This window comes from Actinomadura scrupuli, assembly GCF_050971785.1.
Lineage (GTDB): Bacteria > Actinomycetota > Actinomycetes > Streptosporangiales > Streptosporangiaceae > Actinomadura_E > Actinomadura_E scrupuli.
This window is the reverse complement of the sequence record NZ_JBPCCU010000010.1, coordinates 301986-322218: the sequence shown is the minus strand read 5'-3', so window position 1 is coordinate 322218 and position 20233 is coordinate 301986. Positions and strand designations below refer to the sequence as shown.

Here is a 20233-nt window from a genome sequence, read left to right as displayed (position 1 = left end):
CATTCAGTGACGAACCGGTATGAGCCGGGCTGGTAACCAGTTTGCTCACCGGCCGGGGCGAATCGCGATCAACTAATTCCGGCTATCTGCCGCGAAAGGCTGACTTATCTCACATACTGCATCTTGATCCACGCCCTTTCGTTGGAATGCGGAGCGAATCAAGGAGCAACATGAAGAAAAGATCGGCTATCGCCGTCGTCTTGGCGGTGGTGGTGGCTGTCGGCCTTCTTTCCGTCGCGGCCCAGGCGCACGAGGCGCCGCGCGCCGGGCACCCGATGTCGGCCGACCTGATCGCGCGTCGTGACGGGTGCGAACGCACGATCAGTAAAGTGCGGCTGACCTCGACCGATACCGCGACTTACCGGGTGGCGGGCTGGCTGTGCGGTCCGCGGAAGCCCCGCAACGGTGAGGTGCAGTTCCTCGTACACGGATTCACCTACAACCATCTGTACTGGATGGGGCTCGGGTACGACCGGCTGGACTACGTCCGGGCCGCCACCGCCAATGGCCACACCACCTTCGTCATCGATCAGCTCGGCACCGGCGCCTCCGATCACCCGGACCCGGCGCTCGTGACCTTCCCGGTCCAGGCCTATGTGCTCCACCAGTTGGTGGGCCAGCTCCGCGCCGGCCGGGTCGGCCGTGCCCACGCCAGGTTCGACCGGGTGGTCGGTGTCGGGCATTCGATGGGCGCGGGCGCGTGGATCGTCGAGGCCGGTACCTACCACGATGTGAGCGCAGTGGTCCTCGCCGATCTCCTGCACGCCACGGATGTGAACTTCGTGACCTATCTCCGTGCGCACTACGTCACCGCCAACAGTGAGTCTCGCTTCGCGCATCTGCCCGACGGATACCTCACCGTCAGGCCGCGCAGCCTGTTCTACGCGACGAGCCGGGTGGATCCGGCCGTGATGGAGCGTGACGAGCGGCTCGGTGCCGATACCGGCACCATAGGCTCGGTCACCACACTCGCCATGGGCAGGGATCTCACCTACAGCAAGGCCATCAAGGTCCCGGTGCTGATCGTGACCGGCCGTCAGGACGCGCTGGGGTGCAATGAGGCCCTGCCCGGTCTGTCATGCGCCACCGCGAGTGCGGTGCTGAACCGGGAGGCTCCCGCCTTCACGTCGGCCGGTCGCCTGAACGCCTACGTGTTCGACTCCGGACACGACACCAACCTGCACCGCTCCGCGCCACAGTGGTTCGCGTACGCGAACCGGTGGATCGACGGCGTCCGGCCCGCGCACGCCGGGCACTCCCACTAGCTGATCGATTCCGGGGAGCAGCTGCAGATCAGGATGGGTGCCCAGGTCCGTGCGCGACCACGGACCTGGACATCCTCGCCGCCCCGGGTACTCGGGACCGTCTCTTACCCTCACCCACGTTCAGGGTGCAATAAGCTGGTGACCTGCTCGACGGCGGGGCGGGCCATCATCGTGGCCGCCCCGGCGTAGCACCGGGGATCACTGATGCCGTACGCCACGGGGCGTACGAACAATCCCGCCGACCGCCAGCCGGATGGAGAACCACCATGGCCCGACGTACCGACGTGATGGACACGATCGTCAGCCTCGCCAAGCGCCGGGGCCTGGTCTACCCGTCGAGTGAGATCTACGGCGGGCTGCGTGCCTCCTGGGACTACGGCCCGCTCGGCGTCGAGCTGAAGAACAACGTCAAGCGCCAGTGGTGGAAGTCCATGGTGCAGGGCCGCGACGACGTCGTGGGCCTGGACTCCAGCGTGATCCTGGCCCGCGAGGTCTGGGAGACCAGCGGCCACGTGAACGCCTTCGTCGATCCGCTCACCGAGTGCCAGTCCTGCCACAAGCGCTACCGCGCCGACCACCTCGAGGAGGGCTACGCGGAGAAGCACGGCCGGCCCCCGGCGGGCGGCCTCGCGGACATCGCCTGCCCCAACTGCGGCAACAAGGGCGCCTTCACCGAGCCGAAGATGTTCAACGGGCTGCTCAAGACCTACCTCGGCCCGGTCGAGGACGAGTCGGGCCTGGCCTACCTCCGGCCGGAGACCGCGCAGGGCATCTTCGTCAACTACCTCAACGTGCAGCAGTCGGCGCGCAAGAAGGTCCCGTTCGGCATCGGCCAGATCGGCAAGTCGTTCCGCAACGAGATCACCCCGGGCAACTTCATCTTCCGCACCCGGGAATTCGAGCAGATGGAGATGGAGTTCTTCGTCGAGCCCGGCACCGACGAGGAATGGCACCAGTACTGGATCGACACCCGGTTCCAGTGGTACGTCGACATGGGCATCAGCAAGGACAACCTGCGGCTGTTCGAGCACCCCCAGGAGAAGCTGTCGCACTACTCCAAGCGCACCGTCGACGTGGAGTACCGCTTCGGTTTCACCGGCTCGGAGTGGGGCGAGCTGGAGGGCGTCGCCAACCGCACCGACTACGACCTGACCGTGCACGGCAAGGCCTCGGGCACCGACCTGTCCTTCTTCGACCAGGAGCGCAACGAGCGCTTCGTCCCCTACGTCATCGAGCCGGCCGCGGGCGTCGACCGCTGCGTGCTGACGTTCATGATGGACGCCTACGCCGAGGACGAGGCGCCCAACTCCAAGGGCAAGCTGGAGAAGCGCACCGTCATGCGGCTCGACCACCGGCTGGCGCCGGTGAAGGTCGCGGTGCTGCCGCTGTCGCGCAACACCGACCTGTCGCCGAAGGCCAAGGACCTGGCCGCGCAACTGCGCCGGAGCTGGAACGTCGACTTCGACGACGCCGGCGCGATCGGCCGCCGCTACCGCCGGCAGGACGAGATCGGCACGCCGTTCTGCATCACCGTCGACTTCGACACGCTCGAGGACGACGCGGTGACCATCCGCGAGCGCGACTCGATGAGCCAGGAGCGCATCTCGCTCGGCCAGGTCGAGTCGTTTCTGGCCGCCCAGCTGATCGGCTGCTGACCTCTGGTCCCGAGGCCAATAGGCTGGTGGGGCCGCTTCCCCTCAATTCGGGTGAGGGGAAGCGGCCCCTGTCATGCGGCCCGGCGCGGCTCGGCGCGCCCGGCGCGTGTTCGGCCGGTCAGCTGGTGACCACCACGGGCGTGCCCGACGCGGTCAGCGTGAAGTCGGCGGTGAGCGCGGTGGTGGCCGGGCAGAGGAGGCTGCTGCCGGCGGCCTTGCTGACCGTGGTGTTGAACGAGACCTTCGTGCTGGCCGACGAACCGCCCGGTGCGGCCGGGTTGCCCGGGTTGAAGCTGTTACCGGTCAGGTTGCTGTTGTAGTTGCAGGTGAGGCCGAGGGCGACAGCCTTGATCTTGAAGTTGGCGATCGTGAGGGTGAAGTTGCGGCCTCCGGCGACCGGCGCGTAGGTGATGTTGCCGCCGGTCCTGGTGCTGACCGCCCTCTGACCGGGTGACCAGAGGACGGGCTGGTGCCCTTGACTCGCGCCGGCGATCCGTGATCGTCGCCATGTCCTGCGGGGCGGCTTCCCCCCAATTCGGGTGGGGGGAAGCCGCCCGTGACTCAGTGCTCAGGGCGGGGGTGGACGCCCTGAGCGGTCAGCTGGTGATGAACAGCGTCTGGTTGTAGACGCCCGATCCCGCGGTCGTCTCGCCCTTCAGGGCGTAGGTGGCCGTCACCGTGGCGGTGCTCGGGCACAGGATGCTGCTGCCGCTGTTGATCTTGTTGACCGTGGCGCCGTTGACGTTGGCCTGGGCCTCGGCCGCCGCGTTCGGCCGGCTGGAGTTGTTCGGGTTGTAGCCGTTGGCGGTCAGGTTGCCGCCGAAGATGCAGGTGATCCCGCCGAAGATGTTCACCACGGCCTTGACCCTGAAGTTGGCGATGGTGATGCTGGCGTTCGGCACGCCGGAGGTGGCCGCGGACGTGAAGGTCACGTTGCCGCCGCTCCACGGCAGGTTCTGCGCGGTGATGGTGGAGCTCACGGTGCCCGAGCAGGGGCCGCCGCCGGCGCCGGTGAAGGTCGCCGAGCTGATGCTCAGCCCGGTGCCGTTCGAGGCGATCGAGCCGAGCATGGTCGACTGGCTGCAGCTACCGCTGCCGATCGAGCTCGAGACGGTCGCGGTGCCCAGCAGGGACGCCTGGACGTTGCCGGAGTAGGCGGCGCCGGTGGCGGTCCCGCGGCGGATGGTGGTGGTGGCGGCGGAGGCCGTCGAGGCCACCATCGTGAGGGCGGCGAGGGACGAGACCCCCACCACAGCGATCTGTCTGATTCTAGCCATCGGAGGCTCCTCTGTCCGATTGCTGGCAGGTCACCGTGAAAGTAATTCACCTTTATTTGGCGGGCAAGACTTGGCTACTGGCGAGTATTGGCCGGATTGTGCCAGCCCTGAGACGGTTGCCCGATCGAGTAGATTGACGTTCGATGGCGTTGTGATCTGAGGGTCGGCAGGAGGGCCGGGTGTGAACGACCACCTGCGCCCACCGCTTCCCGGTGCGGCGAAGACGGCCCCGCGGCTGCTGGTGATCCTGCTCGGGCTGCTCGGGTTCGTGCTGCCCGCCGGCGCCGGTGCGCCCGGAGCCGCCGGTGCGGGATCCGCGCCGCGGCCGGTGGTGCTGGCCGCCGGCTCGGCGCAGAGCGGGGCCCGTACGGCCCGCGTCGTCAGGATGGCGAGCCGCGACGCGGCGGGCCGCGACGGCTCCGGTGCGCAGTCGGCCGCCACGTCCGTGCGGCACACCCAGACCCAGGGCCTCCACGGCCCCGGGGCCGCCGTGCTCTCCACGGCCGCGGCGCCCTCCGCCGGGCGGCACACCACCGGGCGCGGCGGCACCGGCCAGGTGGTGCCGGCGGGCGCTGCCACCGGGACGCCCCACGGCCGGGCACCACCCTCCTCCACGGGTTCCTGACGTTCCCTGTCCATCCGGCGGAGTGGCGGCCTCGCCCCCTCCGCCGGGGCCGCGGCCTGCCCGCGGCATCTCCCGTGGAGGTTCCCCTTGTCTCGCGCCACCATGGTGCGGGCGCTTCTGGCGTTCGCCGTACTGGCCGGCTCGCTGTTCTTCGCCCTGACCACTCCCGCCCGTCTCGGTCTCGACCTGCGCGGCGGCACCCAGATCGTGCTGGAGACCCGGGATTCGCCGACGGTCAAGGCCGGCCGTCAGACCACCGACCGGGCCGCCGACGTCCTGCACCGGCGCGTCGACGCGCTCGGGGTCGCCGAGACCTCGATCACCCGGTCCGGTGACCGGCGCATCATCGTCGAGCTGCCCGACGTCCAGGACCCCACTCGAGCGGCCGAGGTCATCGGGCGCACCGCCCAGCTGACGGTGCATCCGGTGCTCTCCGCCGCGGCGGGCCCGGCGCCGGGGGAGAAGGCCCTGGCCGACGAGCAGGGCGGGCGGATCAGGCTCGGCCCGGCCGCGCTCACCGGCGGGCAGATCGGCAAGGCCGAGGCGGGATTCGACCAGCAGAACCTCGGCGGCTGGTTCGTCACCATGGACTTCCGCGGCCAGGGCGGCAGGATCTGGCAGCAGGTCACGGCGAAGGCCGCCTGCGCGCAGCCGGGCGACGACGCCCGCCGGGTGGCGATCGTGCTGGACGACAAGGTCATCTCCTCGCCGCAGGTGGTGGAGTCGGTCGCCTGCGGCGTCGGCATGGGCGGCGGATCGACCCAGATCACCGGCTCGTTCAGCCCCAAGGAGGCCAGGGACCTGGCCGCGCTGATCCAGGGCGGCGCGCTGCCCGTACCGGTGCAGATCATCGAGCAGCGGGTGGTCGGCCCGACCCTCGGCGCGGCGGCGATCGACGCCAGCGCCAAGGCCGCGCTGATCGGCGTGCTGCTCACCGCGATGTTCATCGTCGTGGTCTACCGGCTGGTCGGTGCCCTCGCCGCGGTCGCCCTCGCCGGCTACGCGCTGATCTCCTACGCGGTCCTGGTCGCGCTCGGCGCCACGCTGACCCTGCCCGGGCTGGCCGGGTTCGTGCTGGCGATCGGCATGGCGATCGACGCCAACGTGCTGGTCTTCGAACGCGCCCGGGAGGAGTACGCCGCCGCCCCCGGCCGTGGGGTGCGCAGCGCCCTCACCACCGGCTTCGGCAAGGCGTGGTCGGCGATCGCGGACTCCAACATCACGACGCTGCTCGCCGGCGGGCTGCTGTTCTTCCTCGCCTCCGGGCCGGTGCGGGGCTTCGGCGTCACGCTGTCCATCGGCGTCATGGCCTCCCTGGTGTCGGCGCTGCTGGTCACCCGGGTGCTGGCGGAGTGGGCCGTGGGCCGCCGGCTGATCACCCGGCGCCCCCGGCTGACCGGGCTCAGCGCCACCGGGCGGGTCCGTGACTGGCTGGACCGGCGCGAGCCCGACCTGATGCGGCGGCGCCGGCTCTGGCTGGCGATCTCCGGGCTGGCGGTCCTGCTCGCGGTCACCGGGATCGCCACCCGGGGCCTCAACCTCGGGGTGGAGTTCACCGGCGGCCGGCTGGTGGAGTACTCGACGAGCAGGACGGTGTCCGCCGACACGGCCCGGCAGGCCGTCGCCGACGCCGGGTTTCCGCGTGCCGTGGTGCAGACCTCCGGGACGGACGACATCTCGGTACGGACCGAGAACCTGACCAACGTGCAGGAGAAGCGCATCCGGGACTCGCTGGCCCGCGACGGGGGCCAGGTGACCAAGCAGCGCGACGAGCTGATCGGCCCGAGTCTCGGCGCCGAGCTCCGCACCAAGGCGCTGATCGCCCTCGGCATCGCCCTGCTGGCTCAGCTGGTCTATCTCGCCGTCCGGTTCAAGTGGACCTTCGGTGCCGGGGCCGTGCTGGCGATGGCGCACGACGTGCTCATCGTCACCGGGGTGTTCGCCTGGTTCGGCAGGCCCATCGACGGGGTCTTCCTCGCCGCGCTGCTCACGGTGATCGGCTATTCCGTCAACGACTCGGTGGTCGTCTTCGACCGGATCCGGGAGCTGTGGACCGCGGACCGGAAGGTGCCGTTCGCCCGGATCGCCAACCGGGCGGCGCTGCAGACCGTGCCCCGGACGGTGAACACCGGCATCGGCGCGGTCTTCATCCTGGCCGCGCTCGCGTTCCTCGGTGGTGAGTCGCTCACCGACTTCGCCGTCGCCCTGCTGGTGGGCATCCTGGTCGGCACCTGGTCGAGCGTGTTCACCGCGACCCCGCTGGCGATCGGGCTGGAGTCGTTCAGCAAGACGCCGGCCTCCCGGCCGGCCAGGCACGGCGCCCGGCCGCGCCGCGCGCCCGGCGACTCGGGAGCCGTGGTCTGACGCGCCGCCTCAGGACGCCGCCTCGCGCAGGAGGCGGGCGGCGTCCTCGGGGCGGATGTCGTTGACGAAGGCGCCCATGGCCGACTCCGAGCCCGCGAGATACTTGAGCCGTCCCCGCGCGCGGCGGCTGCTGAACAGCTGCAGGTGCAGCTGTGCCAGCTCGCGGCCTTCCCCCACCGGGGCCTGGTGCCAGGCGGAGACGTAGGGCATGGGGACGCCGAACAGGCGGTCCAGGCGGCCGAGCACATCGATGTACAGGCTGCCGAAGTCCGCGCGCTCGGCCGGGGACAGCGCCGGGATGTCGGGGATCTTGCGGTGCGGGAACAGATGCACCTCGAAGGGCCAGCGCGCGGCGACGGGGACGAACGCCGTCCACGAATCGTTGGCCGCGACGACCCGTACGGCCGCCTCCCGCTCGGCGGCCAGCACGTCGGCGAACAGGTCACGCCCGGTCTCGGCGCGGTGCCGTGCGGCCACCGAGAGCATCTGCCGGGTACGCGGCGGGACGAAGGGGTAGGCGTAGATCTGGCCGTGCGGATGGCCCAGCGTCACCCCGATCTCCTCGCCCCGGTTCTCGAAGCAGAACACCTGCCGTACCCCGGGCAGCGCGGAGAGCTCCGCGGTGCGGTCGGCCCACGCGTCGATCACCGTCCGCACCTGCTCGGGTCGCAGCGCGGCGAACGAGGAGTCGTGGTCGGAGGTGAAGCACACGACCTCGCAGCGGCCGGCGCCGTCACCGAACGAGGGGAAGCGGTTCTCGAAGACCACCACCTCGTAGTCGGCCGCGGGGATCTCGGTGGCCCGGTCCGGGGTCGAGGGGCACAGCGGGCACTCCTTGTCCGGCGGCAGGAACGTGCGATCCTGCCGGTGGGCGGCGATCGCCACCCACTCGTCGAGCAGCGGGTCGTGCCGCAGCTCGGAGGCCGCCGCCCGGCCGGGCAGGTCGCGGCGGTCGGCGGCGGACCGGTCCGTGTCCTCGTGCCGGTCGAAGTAGATCAGCTCGCGGCCGTCGGCGAGGTGGATGGCGGTGCGCTTCACGGCGTGGCCGCCATGGGCTCCGCGATGACGAGCTCGCCGACGTGGCCGTCCAGGACGTCGCGGGTGGCGGCGTCCATGCCGGAGTCGCTGATGAGCACGTGCGCGTCCCTGAGCTGGGCGATCGTGCTGATGCCGATGACGCCCCACTTGGTGTGGTCGGCCAGCACGATCAGCTGCCGGGCGGCGGTGACCAGGGCCCGGTCGGTCTCCGCCTCGAGCAGGTTGGGCGTCGTGAAGCCCGCGTGGGTGCTCATGCCGTGCACCCCCAGCAGCAGCAGATCGACGTTGAGCGAGCGGATGGCGCCGACCGCGACCGGCCCGACCAGCGCGTCCGAGGGAGTCCGGACGCCGCCGGTGAGCACGATGGTCTGGTCGCTGCGCACCGACCGGTGGAAGACCTCGGCGACCGGAAGTGAGTTGGTGACGACGGTGAGCTCCGGGATCTCGGTGAGGTGGTGGGCGAGCGCCCAGGTCGTGGTGCCCGCGGACAGTGCGATCGCGGTGCCGGGCTGCACCAGGGCGGCGGCGTGCCGCGCGATCGCCTCCTTCTCGGCCTGCTGGCGGGCCGACTTGGCGGCGAAGCCGGGCTCCTCGGTGGAGCCCGGCGCGAGCGCGGTGGCGCCGCCGTGCACCTTGTCGAGCAGCCCGCGATCGGCGAGGACCTCCAGGTCGCGGCGGATCGTCATGTCGGAGACGCCGAAGGTGCGCACCAGCTCGGCGACCCGGACGGCGCCGTCCCGGCGCACGAGGTCCAGGATCGCCTGCTGCCGTTGCTGGGCGAGCATCGCCTCACTCCTCCGATCCGACACCCCGTGCCGGCAATCAAACATGTTCCAACAGATTGTCGCACAGCTGGGGCCGCATGCTGACCATATGCGACGGTTCCTGTCCGGGTAAGTGTCGTTATCGCCTTGAGTCTTGTTCGAATGTGTTGGTAGTGGTACGAATAATCAACTATCCGGGAGCAGTCGCCGGATGCATCGGGGGATGCAGGACCGAGCGCCAGTCCACCCCGAAGGAGCGCAGTCATGGCCCGAGCACATAGGTACAAGGGGGCCGTCGTGGCCGCCGGAGTCGCGATCGCCGTGAGCCTCGCCGCGAGCGGATGCTCGTCCGGCAAGGACGACTCGTCCGCCCCGGCCCCCGCCAAGACGGTGTCGGGGAAGATCTCCATCGCCTACCTGCAGAAGCAGGGCGATCAGAGTTACTTCATCGGTGAGGCCGAGGGAGCGCAGGCCAAGGCCAAGCAGCTCGGCATCGACCTCAAGGTCGTCAACCTCGGCAACGACGCCAACAAGACGGTCAGCGAGGCGCAGGCGGCGATCGGGCAGAAGGCCAACGGCATCATCGTGGTCGTACCGGACCCGGCCGTGGGGCCGCAGCTCGCCCAGCTCACCAAGACGGCGGGAGTGCAGCTGCTCGCCTCGGACGACCAGATCTGCGTCAACGGCACCGACCCCGCCAAGTGCGGGCCGGGTGACCTCGTGCCGCGGGTCGGCTTCAGCGGCACCCAGATGGGCACCGAGGTCGGCAACAAGGCCGCCGAGCTCTACAAGAAGGCGGGCTGGAAGCCGGAGGACACCCGCATCATCTCCGCGTGGAAGCAGGACGTGACGGTCTGCACCGACCGGGTCGTCGCCGCCGCCAAGACCTTCAAGGAGTCCAGCGGCGCCGACATCAAGGAGATCAAGGTCGGCACCGACAACACCCCGCCCGACGCGCAGAACAAGGTCGCCGCGACGGTCACCGCCAACAAGGCGGTCAAGCACTGGATCATCTGGGGCTGTAACGACGAGAACGTCACCGGCGGCGCGAGGGCGCTGGAGAACGCCGGCTACACCGCGAACAACATCATCGGGGTGGGCATCAACGGCGACCTGGCCTGCAAGGTCTGGAAGGGCGGCAAGGCCAGCGGCGTGAAGGCCTCGCTGTACCTCAACGGCGCCGAGGTCGGCGCACTCGCGGTGCAGAACATGTACGACAAGCTCAAGAGCGGCAAGGAGTTCCCGCCCGAGGCGTTCGCCAAGACCACCATGGTCGGCCCGGACACCTACGTGCAGGCCGGACTGAAGTGCACGTGACCCGCTGACGGCCCGATCGCGGCGGGCCGGGCCCGAGGGGCCCGCCCGCCGCTCCCACCCCCCGGAAGCGAGGCGTCCATGCTGCGCGTGGAGAACATCACCAAGGGCTTCGCCGGCGTCCAGGCACTGCGCGACGTGACCCTGGACTTTCCCGGCGGCGAGGTGACCGCGCTGATGGGAGAGAACGGCGCGGGCAAGTCCACCCTGATCAAGATCATCGATGGTGACTACCTCCCGGAGGCCGGGCGCGTCCTGCTCGACGGCCGGGAGCTCGCCCTGCACTCCCCGGGCGACGCGCGGCGCCAGGGCATCCGGGTCATCGCACAGGAACCGGAGATCATCCCGCACGTGTCGGTGGCGGAGAACGTCTACGTGGGGGCGCTGCCCCGCCGTACGGGCCGCCGGCTCGACCGTGGGGGACTGCGCGAACGGGTCCGCGCCGACCTGGCGCGGCTGGGCTTCGAGCGGGTGCTGCACCCCGACACGCTCGGCTCCGAGCTGAGCGCGGCGCAGCGCCAGCTGGTGGAGATCCTGCGGGCGCTGACCACCGACGCCAGGGTGATCGCCTTCGACGAGCCGACCTCCTCGCTGGGCGAGCAGGAGACCGAGGCGCTGTTCGGGCTCATCCGGCGGCTCCGCGACGACGGCCTCGCGGTCGTCTACGTCTCGCACCGGCTGCAGGAGATCTTCCGGCTCGCGGACCGGGTCGCGGTGCTGCGCGACGGCGAGCTCGTCGGGGTCCGCCCGGTGGCGGAGACCACCGAGAACGAGGTGGTCCGGATGATGGTGGGCCGCGACCTGTCGGCGATGTTCGGCCGGGAGCACGCGCCGACCGATCGCGTCGTGCTCGACGTCCGCGGCGTGAGCACCGACGACGTCCACGACATCAGCCTCACCGTGCGCGCCGGGGAGGTCGTCGCGCTGGCAGGCCTGGTCGGCGCGGGACGTTCGGAGCTGGCGGCCGGGCTGGCCGGGGACGTGCCCATCCGGTCCGGCGAGGTGCGGGTGGACGGCAGGGCCGTCCGGATCCGGCACCCCCGCGACGCCATCCGGGCCGGCATCGGCTACGCCCCCGAGGAACGCAAGGCACAGGCGCTGTTCCTGCAGCGATCGGTGCGCGACAACACCTCGCTGGCCATCCTCGGCTCCATCCGGCGGCTGCGGTTCGTCCGCCGGGCCGAGGAGCGCAGGGTCGTGCAGAAGTTCACCGACCGGCTGCGGGTGCGGACCCCCTCGATCGAGCACGAGGTCGGCAAGCTCTCCGGCGGCAACCAGCAGAAGGTGGTGCTGGCCCGCTGGCTCGCCCGGGCGCCCAAGGTGCTCATCCTCGACGAGCCGACCCGCGGCATCGACGTCGGGGCCAAGGCCGAGATCTACGACATCATCGCCGGCCTGGCCGAGACCGGGGTCGCCATCGTGGTCATCTCCTCCGAGCTGCCCGAGGTACTCGGCCTCGCCGACCGCATCGTCGTCATGCAGAACGGCCGGGTGACCGGCGAGGTGGACCGCGCCGCCGCCTCGGAGGAGGGAGTCCTCGCCCTGGCCATGGCCGACGACCTGACCACATCCCTGTCCGGAGGATCCGTATGACCCCCACGACCGCCTCGTCCCGTCAGCCGGCCAAGAAGGCGGACGAGCCCGGCGCACCGGGTACCGCCCGCCGTCTGATCGGTTCGATCGGCCCGCAGAACCTCAGCCTCCTGGTGGCGCTCGTCGTGGTCGTCGCGATCTTCGGCTACCTGCGGCCCGACTACCTGGGCTGGGCCAACGTCCAGGCGATCGGCCAGGCGGTGACGGTCATCGGGCTGCTCGCCGTGGTGCAGACGGTCGTCATCATCTGTGGCGCGCTGGACATCTCGGTCGGCTCCGCGGCCGGCGTCGCCTCGGTGGTCAGCGCCATGGCGTTCACCTCGGCGGGCGGCAACCCCTACGCCGGCATCGCGGCGGCGCTGGGGATGGGCGCGGTGCTCGGCATCGTCAACGGTGTGATCATCGTCTACGGCCGGGTCAACCCGGTCATCGCCACCCTCGCCACGCTGGCGGCCTACAAGGGGCTGGCCCAGCTCATCTCCGGTGGCCGGGCCCAGGGCTACGTGCTCGGCGACGACCTGTTCGTCTTCATCTCACGCGGCAAGATCGCCGGGATCCCCACGATGGTGTGGATCATGCTTGTGGTCGCGCTCGCGGTGCACGTGCTGCTCAAGTACACCGACATCGGCCGCAACATCTACGCCATCGGCGGCAACGACACCGCCGCCCGGCTCGCCGGCATCGACATCAACAAGTACCTGATCGCGGTGTACGGGCTGGCCGGGGTCGTCGCCGCGGTCGCCGGCATCATCCTGACCGCCTTCACCGGCTCCGGCCAGCCCACCTCCGGCAGCGAGGGGCTCGAGCTCAAGGCCATCACCGCCGCCGCCCTGGGCGGCTGCGCGCTCAAGGGCGGCAAGGGCGGGGTCGGCGGCACCCTGCTGGCGGTGGTCCTGCTCGGTGCCCTGGGCAACGGCCTCGACGTGGTCGGCGTCAACACCTTCTGGCAGAACGTCGCCCAGGGCGCCCTGCTCGTCATCGCGGTCGTCATCCAGCAGCGCCGCAGCGGCGAGCGCGCCGTCGGCCTCCCCACCTGAGCCACCCCCACCCCGGCCCCGCCTCCCCGTACTCGCGCCCGCCCCATCTCCTCCGTGATCATGCAATCGTTCGACGAACGATTGCATGATCACGGAGCGTGCGGGGGGTGGGAGAGGTCACGGGCAGGGTCGGCGTCAGGGTCCGGTCAGGCGAAGGGGCTCTGGTGGATGCCGCGTTCGGCGCCGATCACCTGCATGACCGCGTTGATCAGGGCCAGGTGGGTGAAGGCCTGCGGGAAGTTGCCGAGATGGCGGCCGCTGTGCGGGTCGATCTCCTCGGCGTACAGCTGGAGCTGGCTGGCGTAGGACAGCAGCTTCTCGCACAGGCTCTTGGCTCGTTCCAGCTCGCCGATGAGTACCAGGGACGACACCAGCCAGAACGAGCAGATGGTGAAGGTGCCCTCCTCGCAGCTGAAGCCGTCGTCGGTCTCCGCCCCCCGGTACCGCAGCACCAGGTCGTCCTCGGTGAGCTCGGTGGCGATGGCCAGCACCGTCTCGCGGACCCGCTTGTCGTCCGACGGCAGGAATCCCAGCAGCGGGATGAGCAGCACCGAGGCGTCCAGCGCCGTCGCGCCGTAGTAGGCGACGAAGACCCCGCGCTCGTCCAGCGCGTGCTCCAGCACATCGGCGTGGATCTCGTCGGCCGCGGCCTGCCACCGGGTCGCCCGCTCATTGTCGCCGCGGATGCGGGCCAGCCGGGCGCCGCGGTCGGCCGCCACCCAGCAGAACACCTTCGAGGAGGTGAAGTGCTGGGGAGCGCCGCGGACCTCCCACATGCCGCAGTCCGGGGTGCGCCAGGCGGCCAGGGCGTCCTCGACCTGCTTGACGACGATCTTCCACAGCCGGTCGTCGAGCCGGTCCCGCTTGCGCACGAACAGGTAGATCGAGCCGATGATGGCGCCCCACACGTCATGCTGGGTCTGCTTGTAGGCGTCGTTGCCGATGCGCACCGGCCGGGCGCCGTTGTAGCCGGTCAGGTGGTCCAGCGTCTGCTCGGGGAGCTCCGCCCGCCCGTCCACCCCGTACATGATCTGCAGCCGGCCGTTGGCGGCCTCGGCGATGTCGGTGATGAAGTAGAAGAAGTCGTTGGCCTCCCAGTCGTAGCCCAGGGTGTAGAAGGCCCACAGCGCCATCGTCGAGTCGCGGATCCAGGTGTAGCGGTAGTCCCAGTTGCGGTCGCCGCCCGGGCACTCCGGCAGCGAGGTCGTCGCCGCGGCGGCCACCGCGCCCGTCGGGGCGTACGTCAGGCCCTTGAGGGTCAGCGCGCTGCGCTGCAGATGGCTGCGCCACGGATGGTCCGGAAAATCACCTCGGTCCAGCCAGTGCTGCCAGTGGTGCACGGTCCAGATCAGCCGCTCCTGGGCCTCCGGGTAGGTGCGGGGCGCGGCGTGCTTGCTCCAGGACAGCGCCGCGAACCGCGACTCGCCCTCCTTGAGCAGGGTGCGGGCGGTGGCCAGCGAGCCCTCGAACCCCACGTTCATGTCCGTGGTCAGCCGCAGGTCGATGCCGTTGCCCTGCGAGACCGCCTCGTGGTAGCCGGAACCGGCGTACTCCCAGCGGGCGGGCTTACGGCCGTAGTCGAAGACGGGCATGCAGTCCAGCCGCACCTGCACCTGGCCGTTGACGCAGCGTACGATCCGCAGCAGCACGTGGTCGGCGTCATAGTCGGTCGGCGCCCGACGGGTCGTCTGGGACCGCTCGTTCTCGTGGTGCCACGGCCCCATCACCAGCGTGTCGGTCACCACCAGCCAGCCCCCGTGCGTCCACCACGTGGTCTCCATGACCATGGTGCCCGGGATGTAGCGCTGCGCCGCCGGCACCTCCACCCCCGCGGGGCCCACGCGGAAGTATCCGGCGTCCCGGTCCAGGATGGAGCCGAACACGCTGGGTGAGTCCATCCGGGGCAGGCACATCCACTCGATGTTGCCGCTCGGCGCCACCAGCGCGGTGGTCTCGCAGTCCGACAGGAAGCCGTAGTCGGCGATGGGGGCGAAAGGTTCGCCCGTGGTACCGCCGGTGACGAGTGGCCTCACTGCATCTCCTCCTTTGTACATCAATGCCCCCGATCATGTTGGGTATGACATCCGTCGTCCATGTTTCCGCGGCAATGTGTCTGGAATGTCCATATTGGAATAGACCACTTTGCCCGGGTTGACCTGCGGAAACGTACGGTGGGTAACGGGGCGACGAACGATGGCCGACTTGACGGGTACAGTCCCGCCCCAAGGGTGGAACCGGAGCGAAAAGGAGCTCCTCGTGCCGAAGTTCGTATATGGCTTCACAGAGGGAAACAAGGACCTCAAGGACCTGCTGGGTGGCAAAGGCGCCAACCTGGCCGAGATGACCAACCTCGGCCTGCCGGTGCCTCCAGGGTTCACGATCACAACGGAGGCCTGCCGCCACTACCTTGCGCATGGGAGCCTCCCCGAAGGTCTCGAGCAGGAGATGGGCCGCAACCTCGAGGCGCTCGAAGCCCAGATGGGCAAGCGCCTCGGGCAGCCCGACGACCCGCTGCTGGTCTCCGTCCGCTCCGGCGCCAAGTTCTCCATGCCGGGCATGATGGAGACGGTCCTCAACGTGGGTCTCAACGACGAGTCCGTGCTCGGGCTGGCCAAGCAGTCCGGCAACGAGCGCTTCGCCTGGGACTCCTACCGGCGGCTGATCCAGATGTTCGGCAAGACCGTGCTGGACGTCGACGGCGACCTGTTCGAGGACGCCCTGGACCGGCTCAAGCGGACCCACGGCATCGACGACGACCTGGCCCTCACGGCCGAGGACCTCCAGGCGCTGGTCGAGACCTACAAGGGCATCGTCCGCGAGCACGCCGGCCGGGAGTTCCCCACCGACCCGCGCGAGCAGATGACGCTGGCCATCAACGCGGTGTTCGACTCGTGGAACGCCCCGCGGGCCATCCTCTACCGCAGGCAGGAGCGCATCCCCGCCGATCTGGGCACGGCCGTCAACATCTGCTCCATGGTGTTCGGCAACATGGGCATGGACTCGGGCACCGGGGTGGCGTTCACCCGCGATCCGGCCTCGGGAAACCAGGGCATCTACGGCGACTACCTGCAGAACGCCCAGGGGGAGGACGTCGTCGCCGGTATCCGCAACACGGTCCCCCTCGCCGATCTGGAGGGCATCGACAAGCCCGCCTACGACGAGCTTCTGTCGATCATGCAGACGCTGGAGAGCCACTACCACGACCTCTGCGACATCGAGTTCACCGTCGAGCGCGGCAAGCTGTGGATGCTGCAGACCCGGGTGGGCAAGCGGACCGCCGGCGCGGCGTTCCGCATCGCCGTCCAGCTCGTCGACCAGGGGCTCATCGACCTCGACGAGGCCGTGCGCCGGGTCACCGGCGACCAGCTCGCGCAGCTGATGTTCCCGCGGTTCGACGAGTCGGCCTCCGCCCGCAAGATCGCCAAGGGCATGAACGCCTCGCCCGGCGCGGCCGTGGGCAAGGTGGTGTTCACCTCGGAGGCCGCGGTGCGCGCCGTCGAGCAGGGCGACCAGGTCATCCTGGTGCGCCGGGAGACCAACCCGGACGACCTGACCGGCATGATCGCCGCCCAGGGCGTGCTGACCTCCCGGGGCGGCAAGACCTCGCACGCCGCCGTCGTCGCCCGCGGCATGGGCAAGACCTGCGTCTGCGGCGCCGAGGAACTCGACGTCGACGTCAAGGCGGGCCGGGTCACCGGCCCCGACGGCCTGGTGATCGAGGAAGGCGACGTCATCTCCATCGACGGGACCTCCGGCGCGGTCTACCTCGGGGAGGTGCCCGTGGTGAACTCCTCCGTCGTGGACTACTTCGAGGGCACCCTGGCGCCGGAGGACGGCGACGAGCTCGTCCGGGCGGTGCACCGCGTCATGTCCCACGCGGACGGGCTGCGCCGGCTGCTCGTGCGGGCCAACGCCGACAACCCCGAGGACTCGGCCCGCGCCCGCCGGTTCGGGGCCCAGGGGATCGGGCTGTGCCGCACCGAGCACATGTTCCTGGGCGACCGCCGGCAACTGGTCGAGAACCTGGTCCTGGCCGAGGGCCCGCAGGACCGCCAGGCGGCGCTCGACGCCCTGGCGCCCCTGCAGAAGCAGGACTTCCTCGGCATCCTGGAGGCGATGGACGGCCTGCCGGTGACGATCCGGCTGATCGACCCGCCGCTGCACGAGTTCCTCCCCGACCTGACGGAGCTGTCGGTCAAGGTGGCTCTGGCGAAGGCGACGCCGAACGGTGCTGACCTCAGGGACACCAGACTTCTCGAAGCCGTCCGCAGGCTTCACGAACAGAACCCTATGCTCGGGCTGCGGGGTGTGCGCCTGGGTTTGGTGATTCCTGGCCTGTTTGCGATGCAAGTTAGAGCGATCGCAGAGGCGGCGGCCGAGCGCAGGGCCGCCGGCGGGGACCCCCGCCCGGAGGTCATGATCCCGCTGGTCGGTGCGGTCCAGGAGCTCGAGGCGGCCCGCGAGGAGGCCGAGGGGGTGCTGGCCGAGGTCGAGCGGTCGACCGGAGTGGAGGTGCGCACCCTGATCGGCACCATGATCGAGCTGCCCCGGGCCGCGCTCACCGCGGGCCAGATCGCCGAGGCGGCCGAGTTCTTCTCCTTCGGCACCAACGACCTCACCCAGACCACGTGGGGCTTCTCCCGCGACGACGTCGAGGCGGCGTTCTTCAGCCGCTACCTGGAACTGGGCATCTTCGGCGTCTCGCCGTTCGAGACCCTCGACCGGGAGGGCGTCGGCCGGCTGGTCCGGATCGCCGTCGACGAGGGCCGCGGCACCCGGCCGGACATCAAGCTGGGCATCTGCGGTGAGCACGGCGGTGACCCGGAATCGGTGCACTTCTTCCACGAGGTCGGGCTGGACTACGTGTCCTGTTCGCCGTTCCGGATCCCGGTGGCCCGCCTGGAGGCGGCCCGGGCGGCTCTCGGCACGGAGGGCGACGGCCGGTAGGCATGGGAGGGATCTGACGGAGCGGGCGTCCTGTGACGTCCGCTCCGTCGGTCTGCTTCACGACCAATGGCCATAAGCGTGAACCTTCTCCGCTCCCGGTGCCGTCTCACGTAACGTGAGGAGCGACCTCTCCTCTCCCCGGCGGTGTGGCCCGGCCACACGGCACACCACCCCGCCGGGTCCTTGACACCGATCGTGACGGGATCATGCTCAAGAGTGAGAAAGGAGGTAAGGGGTACCTCTCTCTCGCCTGACCGGCGAGGGTCTCCGCCCCCAGAAGCCGAATGACCGTGGAAGTGGAATTGCCTGAGTCCTTCGCGCCGGACGAGCCGGCCATCCATGACGAGCCCGCCACGCCGGAGCCCGCGCGCCGCCGACCCCGGCGCTGGTGGGTGTGGACCGTGCGGACGGTCCTGTGCCTGATCGCGATCGTGGTGCTCACGCCGCTCGCGCTGGGCGCCCGGGTCTGGTACCAGGCCCGCCAGGACGAGCGCCCCCGCTCCGACGCGATCATCGTGCTCGGGGCCGCGCAGTACAACGGCGTACCCTCGCCGACGCTCCGGGCACGGCTCCAGCACGCCCTGGACCTCTACCGCGACAAGGTCGCCCCGGCCATCGTGACCGTGGGCAGCAAGCAGCCCGGAGACAGGTTCACCGAGGCCGCGGCCGGGCGCAACTGGCTGATCGAGAAGGGCCGGGTGCCGGCGGACAAGGTCGTCTCGGTGCCCGTGGGCAAGGACACCCTGCAGTCGATGGAGGCCATCGGCAAGGTCTACCGCAGGCTCGGCTGGCACTCGGGCGTCATCGTCACCGACCCCTGGCACAGTCTGCGCTCCAAGACCATGGCGGGCGACAACGGCATCAAGGCGGCCGCCTCCCCGACGCACAGCGGTCCCAGCGTGCAGACCCGCGACACCCAGTTCCACTACATCGTCCGGGAGACCGGGGGGCTGCTGTGGTATCGCACCCTCGGCCGGATCTACGGCGAGCAGTGACCCCGCGGCGCCCGCGTCCGGTTCCGGCGGCGACATCCGGCGCTGACCGGATCGTCACGTACGCGTTCTATGCTCGGTTCAAATGAAGGGCTATTCGCAGCACGACCGCGAGCGCTGGGCGCCGGAGTCTGCCAAACGACGTGACCGCACCGCCTTCGAACGCGACCGGGCCAGGGTGCTGCACAGCTCCGCGCTGCGCCGGCTGGCGGCCAAGACCCAGGTGGCCGACCCCGGGGCGGACGACTTCCTGCGGACCCGGCTGACCCACTCCCTGGAGTGCGGCCAGATCGGCCGCGAGCTCGGCAAGTCGCTGGGCTGTGACCCCGACCTGGTCGAGACCGCCTGTCTGGCCCACGACATCGGGCATCCGCCGTTCGGGCACAACGGGGAGGCGGCGCTGCACCTCATCGCCGAGGGCTGCGGCGGCTTCGAGGGCAACGCCCAGAGCCTGCGCATCCTGACCCGCCTGGAGCCCAAGTCCTTCGCGCCCGACGGCCGCAGCGTCGGCCTCAACCTGACCCGCGCCACGCTGGACGCGGCCCTGAAGTACCCCTGGCCGCGCTCCGCCGCGGGCACCGGCAAGTTCGGCGTGTACGCCGACGACGCCCCGGCCGCCGCCTGGATCCGCGAGGGCGTGACGGGGCTCCGCCAGTCGTTCGAGGCACAGGTCATGGACTGGGCCGACGACATCGCCTACTCGGTCCACGACCTCGAGGACGCCCTGGTCTCCGGGCCGGTGCGGCTGGAGCAGCTCGCCGACCCGGCCGAGCGGCGGGCGGTCTGCGAGACGGCGGCCACGATGTACGGCGCCTCGCTGGACGGCTCGCAGGGCGACGCCGATATCGCGGAGCTGGAGGAGCGCTTCACCGCGCTGCTGGCCCAGCCGTTCTGGCCCCGGAGCTATGACGGCACGCCGCGGACCCTGGCCGCGCTCAAGCACCTCACCAGCTGGCTGATCGGCCGGTTCTGCCTGGCCGCCGAGGACGCCACCCGGGCCGCCTACGGCCCCGGGCCGCTGACCCGGCACAACGCCGACCTGATCATCCCGCGGGCCACCCGGCTGGAGTGCTCCGTGCTGAAGGCCGTCACCGCCCACTACGTCTGGATCAGCCACGAGGTCACCCGCGCCCGGCAGCGCGAGCTGCTCCTGGAGCTGGCCGAGCTGCTGGTCAAGGGCGCACCGGACACCCTGGAGCCGATCTTCCACGCGGCCTACGCCGCCGCCCCCGACGAGCCCGCGCGGCTACGGGTGGTGGTCGACCAGATCGCCTCGCTCACCGACACCTCCGCCCTCGCCCGGCACGCCGCGCTGACCTCGGCCGGCACCGCCGGGTGAGCTCGGCTCGCCCCTGACGTGCC

At 70.4% G+C, this 20233-nt stretch carries 15 protein-coding genes; 11 read left to right on the top strand and 4 right to left on the bottom strand.

The annotated features are described in order from the left end of the window. Positions 1-170 precede the first annotated feature (170 nt). The 3 genes from ACRYCC_RS35735 to ACRYCC_RS35725 all read left to right on the top strand — a co-directional run bounded on the left by ACRYCC_RS35735 (position 171) and on the right by ACRYCC_RS35725 (position 3240). Positions 171-1265, top strand: a complete 1095-nt coding sequence (locus ACRYCC_RS35735; RefSeq protein WP_433818371.1) for an alpha/beta hydrolase — start codon at positions 171-173, stop codon at positions 1263-1265. 266 nt (positions 1266-1531) lie between these two features. Then, on the top strand, positions 1532-2920 hold the full coding sequence (locus ACRYCC_RS35730; protein WP_433818370.1) for a glycine--tRNA ligase: 1389 nt from the start codon (positions 1532-1534) through the stop codon (positions 2918-2920). A gap of 125 nt (positions 2921-3045) precedes the next feature. Continuing rightward, the gene (locus ACRYCC_RS35725; RefSeq protein ID WP_433818368.1) at positions 3046-3240 is read left to right on the top strand and encodes a hypothetical protein; all 195 of its coding nucleotides are present in this window, start codon (positions 3046-3048) and stop codon (positions 3238-3240) included. 276 nt (positions 3241-3516) lie between these two features. Here the strand turns inward: ACRYCC_RS35725 and ACRYCC_RS35720 are convergent, their stop codons facing one another. Then, entirely contained in the window at positions 3517-4197 is a 681-nt protein-coding gene (locus tag ACRYCC_RS35720) for a hypothetical protein (protein ID WP_433818367.1), read from the bottom strand. A gap of 181 nt (positions 4198-4378) precedes the next feature. Here ACRYCC_RS35720 and ACRYCC_RS35715 point away from each other — a divergent pair, with 181 nt between their 5' ends. Beyond that, complete coding sequence (locus tag ACRYCC_RS35715) at positions 4379-4822, top strand: hypothetical protein (protein ID WP_433818365.1); 444 nt, start codon at positions 4379-4381, stop codon at positions 4820-4822. Positions 4823-4909: 87 nt separating this feature from the next. After that, the gene (secD, locus tag ACRYCC_RS35710) at positions 4910-7186 is read left to right on the top strand and encodes a protein translocase subunit SecD (protein WP_433818363.1); all 2277 of its coding nucleotides are present in this window, start codon (positions 4910-4912) and stop codon (positions 7184-7186) included. Positions 7187-7195: 9 nt separating this feature from the next. Here the strand turns inward: secD and galT are convergent, their stop codons facing one another. After that, on the bottom strand, positions 7196-8224 hold the full coding sequence (gene galT / locus ACRYCC_RS35705) for a galactose-1-phosphate uridylyltransferase (RefSeq protein ID WP_433818362.1): 1029 nt from the start codon (positions 8222-8224) through the stop codon (positions 7196-7198). Next, complete coding sequence (locus tag ACRYCC_RS35700; RefSeq protein ID WP_433818361.1) at positions 8221-9009, bottom strand: DeoR/GlpR family DNA-binding transcription regulator; 789 nt, start codon at positions 9007-9009, stop codon at positions 8221-8223. Before ACRYCC_RS35700 ends, galT begins: the two co-directional genes overlap by 4 nt. A gap of 243 nt (positions 9010-9252) precedes the next feature. Here ACRYCC_RS35700 and ACRYCC_RS35695 point away from each other — a divergent pair, with 243 nt between their 5' ends. The 3 genes from ACRYCC_RS35695 (at position 9253) to ACRYCC_RS35685 (ending at position 12932) form a co-directional block, all read left to right on the top strand. Continuing rightward, positions 9253-10305, top strand: a complete 1053-nt coding sequence (locus ACRYCC_RS35695) for a substrate-binding domain-containing protein (protein WP_433818360.1) — start codon at positions 9253-9255, stop codon at positions 10303-10305. A 78-nt stretch (positions 10306-10383) separates the two neighbouring features. Further along, positions 10384-11895: a sugar ABC transporter ATP-binding protein gene (locus ACRYCC_RS35690; RefSeq protein WP_433818358.1), complete on the top strand. Its 1512-nt coding sequence runs from the start codon at positions 10384-10386 to the stop codon at positions 11893-11895. Further along, positions 11892-12932 (top strand): ABC transporter permease, encoded by a 1041-nt coding sequence (locus ACRYCC_RS35685; RefSeq protein ID WP_433818357.1) that lies wholly within the window; start codon positions 11892-11894, stop codon positions 12930-12932. The genes ACRYCC_RS35690 and ACRYCC_RS35685 overlap by 4 nt, the downstream gene beginning before the upstream one ends. A gap of 146 nt (positions 12933-13078) precedes the next feature. Here ACRYCC_RS35685 and ACRYCC_RS35680 read toward each other — a convergent pair whose 3' ends face one another. After that, a complete protein-coding gene (locus tag ACRYCC_RS35680; protein WP_433818356.1) occupies positions 13079-14965 on the bottom strand; it encodes a glycoside hydrolase family 15 protein in 1887 nt (628 codons plus the stop codon). Between the two features lie 223 nt (positions 14966-15188). Here ACRYCC_RS35680 and ppdK point away from each other — a divergent pair, with 223 nt between their 5' ends. The 3 genes from ppdK to ACRYCC_RS35665 all read left to right on the top strand — a co-directional run bounded on the left by ppdK (position 15189) and on the right by ACRYCC_RS35665 (position 20210). Beyond that, positions 15189-17879: a pyruvate, phosphate dikinase gene (gene ppdK / locus ACRYCC_RS35675; protein WP_433818355.1), complete on the top strand. Its 2691-nt coding sequence runs from the start codon at positions 15189-15191 to the stop codon at positions 17877-17879. Between the two features lie 296 nt (positions 17880-18175). Further along, complete coding sequence (locus ACRYCC_RS35670) at positions 18176-18874, top strand: YdcF family protein (protein WP_433818354.1); 699 nt, start codon at positions 18176-18178, stop codon at positions 18872-18874. A gap of 82 nt (positions 18875-18956) precedes the next feature. Continuing rightward, on the top strand, positions 18957-20210 hold the full coding sequence (locus ACRYCC_RS35665; RefSeq protein WP_433818352.1) for a deoxyguanosinetriphosphate triphosphohydrolase: 1254 nt from the start codon (positions 18957-18959) through the stop codon (positions 20208-20210). The last annotated feature ends 23 nt before the right edge of the window (positions 20211-20233 follow it).

Excerpts from the sequence above, each read along its gene's own strand:
- ACRYCC_RS35690 (WP_433818358.1), top strand. The coding sequence starts at position 10,384 with ATGCTGCGCGTGGAGAACATCACCAAGGGCTTCGCCGGCGTCCAGGCA.
- ACRYCC_RS35720 (WP_433818367.1), bottom strand. The coding sequence starts at position 4,197 with ATGGCTAGAATCAGACAGATCGCTGTGGTGGGGGTCTCGTCCCTCGCC.
- ACRYCC_RS35685 (WP_433818357.1), top strand. The coding sequence starts at position 11,892 with ATGACCCCCACGACCGCCTCGTCCCGTCAGCCGGCCAAGAAGGCGGAC.
- ACRYCC_RS35665 (WP_433818352.1), top strand. The coding sequence starts at position 18,957 with ATGAAGGGCTATTCGCAGCACGACCGCGAGCGCTGGGCGCCGGAGTCT.
- ACRYCC_RS35695 (WP_433818360.1), top strand. The coding sequence starts at position 9,253 with ATGGCCCGAGCACATAGGTACAAGGGGGCCGTCGTGGCCGCCGGAGTC.
- ACRYCC_RS35700 (WP_433818361.1), bottom strand. The coding sequence starts at position 9,009 with ATGCTCGCCCAGCAACGGCAGCAGGCGATCCTGGACCTCGTGCGCCGG.
- ACRYCC_RS35735 (WP_433818371.1), top strand. The coding sequence starts at position 171 with ATGAAGAAAAGATCGGCTATCGCCGTCGTCTTGGCGGTGGTGGTGGCT.
- ACRYCC_RS35730 (WP_433818370.1), top strand. The coding sequence starts at position 1,532 with ATGGCCCGACGTACCGACGTGATGGACACGATCGTCAGCCTCGCCAAG.